Here is a 2,847-nt window from a genome sequence, read left to right as displayed (position 1 = left end):
TGCCCTCCCTGCTGGCCACCCTCACCCCCGCCACCCTGCCCACCCTGCACACCCTCATCCTCGGCGCCGAACGCCTCACCGCCCCCCTCACCAACACCTGGACCCCCCACCAGCGCCTCATCAACACCTACGGCCCCACCGAAACCACCGTCATCACCACCACCACACCCCCCCTCACCACCGCAGCCATCAGCGCCGATCCCGCCATCGGCGCACCCCTGCCCAACACCAGCACCCACGTCCTGAACCCCCACCTCCACCCCACCCCGATCGGCGTGCCCGGCGAACTGTTCATCGGCGGACAAGGACTAGCCCGCGGCTACCACGGCCGACCCGCCCTCACCGCCGAACGCTTCATCGCCAACCCGCACGCCGGTGACGGTTCTCGCCTCTACCGGACCGGCGACCTCGCCACCTGGCGACCGGACGGCCAACTCGACTTCCTCGGCCGCACCGACCACCAGGTCAAGATCCGCGGCCACCGCATCGAACCCGGCGAGATCCAGCACGCCCTGACCGCTCATCCGCACATCGCCGCCGCCCTGGTCACCCCCACCGGCCAAGACACCGACCGCCGCCTGATCGCCTACCTGGTCCCAGCAGATCCCTCCGACGGCATTCCTGCTGCCGATGATCTGCGTTCTTATCTGGCCGCCGGCCTGCCCGACTACATGATCCCGTCGGTGTTCATCGAACTGGCCGCCTTCCCACTGTCACCCAACGGCAAGATCGATCGTGCTGCTCTGCCAGTACCCGATGGCAGCCGTCCTGATCTCGCCGGCGGCTATCAGGCGCCAGTGACGACGACGGAGCAACTGCTGGCCGGTATCTGGGCCGACCTCCTCGGCCTGGACCAGGTCGGCGTCCGCGACAACTTCTTCGACCTCGGCGGACACTCCCTGCTCGCCACCCAGGCCATCACGCGGGTTCGCAGCACCTTCGGTACGGATCTGGCGCTCGCGGTGTTGTTCGATCGGCCGACCATCAAGGGTCTGGCGAGTCTCATCGACAGCACTGCTGTTACGGCGATCGCGCCGCCGATCGTCCCGGTCGATCGTGATCAGCCGTTGCCGCTGTCGTTCGCCCAGCAGCGGTTGTGGTTCCTGGCCCAGCTCGACCCGCGCTCGGCCGAGTACAACATCCCGACGCCCATTCCTATGTCTGGTGACCTCGATGTCTCTGCGTTGCGCGCCGCACTGACGGTGCTGACCGAGCGGCATGAGGTGCTGCGCACCCGGCTGGTCGCCGACGCCCACGGCATCCCGCACCAGATCATCGACGCTCCCATCAGCTTCGAGCTGCCGCTGGTGGACCTGTCGGATCACCCCAACCCTCACCGAGCTGCTCAAGACCTCATCGCCACAGACGCGGCAACCCCGTTCGATCTGGCCATGGGACCGCTGCTGCGCGGCACGCTGATCCGCCTCGCCGACGACCTGCACATCCTCGCCCTGTGCATGCACCACGTCATCTCCGACGAATGGTCCGCCAAGATCTTCCATCGGGAGTTTCTCTCGTTGTACGAGGCTTTCCGGGCTGGGGAGTCGTCTCCACTGGTGCCGCTGCGGGTGCAGTACGCCGATTTCGCCGTGTGGCAGCGTTCTTGGCTCACCGGCGAGACGCTAGAAGAGCAGCTCGGCTACTGGCGTCGCCAGCTCGCTCAGCCTCCGGTGCTGGACCTGCCCACCGACCGGACCCGCGCGGCGATTCGCGACACCGCCGGTGCGGCCCTCGATTTCCGCATCAGCCCGGAGGCGGCCGAGGGCCTGCGGGCACTGTCCCGTCGTACCGGCGCGACGATGTTCATGACGCTGCTGGCCGCCTACACCGTCCTGCTCGGTAAATACACCCGCCAGGATGACGTGCTGGTCGGTACGCCGGTGGCCAACCGCAATCAGGCCGAGACCGAGGACCTGATCGGCTTCTTCGTCAACACTCTGGTTCTGCGCGCCGATCTGTCCGGCGATCCGACCTTCACCGACCTGTTGCACCAGGTGCGGGCCACCGCGCTGGAGGCCTACGGTCATCAGGATCTGCCGTTCGAGCAGCTCGTCGACGAACTCGGCATCGATCGCGACCGCTCCCGCACGCCGCTGTTCCAGACCCTCTTCAACTACCTCACCACAGACCCCAGCAACGATCTGCTTGGTGGGCAAGGGCTGGACGTCCAGGCGGAATCGCTGACGATCAAGTTCGACCTTGTGCTGACCATGAGCTCCACCGCGGATGGGGAGCTTACGGGATCCGTTCAGTACAGCACGGCGTTGTTTGATCGTTCGACGGTTGAGCGGTTGATCGGGCATCTGCAAACGCTCATCCAGCGCATCGTGTCCGATCCTGAACGGCCGTTGTCGGCGCTGCCCATCCTGACCCCCGCCGAGCAGCAGACGCTGCATGAACGTAACGCCACCGCGATGGCGTTGCCCGAGCTGAACGGCGTGCACGAGCTCATCGCCGCCCAAGCGGCCATCCGCCCGCGAGCGGTCGCGGTCATCGAAGACGGTGACGGCCTCACCTACGCCGAGCTGGAAGCCCGCGCCAACCAGCTCGCCCACCACCTGCTCGACCTCGGCGCCGGCCCGCACACCACCATCGGCCTGTGCCTGCCCCGCAGCCACCACCTGCTCATCGCACTCCTGGCCATCTGGAAAACCGGCGCCATCTACCTCCCGCTCGACCCCGACCACCCACACGAGCGCCTACGCCACATGCTCAACGACAGCCAAGCCACCATCGTCATCACCAACACCACCACCACCACCACCACGAACGCGGCCATCGCCGACCTCGCTCAGCCCACCGGCCAAGACCCCGAACGCGTCGAACCCGCCGCCGACCAAACCTCGA

Annotated in this window: 1 protein-coding gene; it reads left to right on the top strand. The window is 66.9% G+C overall.

Annotation, left to right across the window (positions count from 1 at the left end; genetic code table 11):
- A partial coding sequence (locus ACGFNP_RS61005) for a condensation domain-containing protein (protein ID WP_393334385.1) occupies positions 1-2,847 on the top strand: 2,847 nt, incomplete at both ends.

Source organism: Nonomuraea sp. NPDC049269 (assembly GCF_043197155.1).
Lineage (GTDB): Bacteria > Actinomycetota > Actinomycetes > Streptosporangiales > Streptosporangiaceae > Nonomuraea.
Note: the sequence above shows the minus strand (reverse complement) of the source record. Positions and strands in the feature narration are given on the sequence as shown.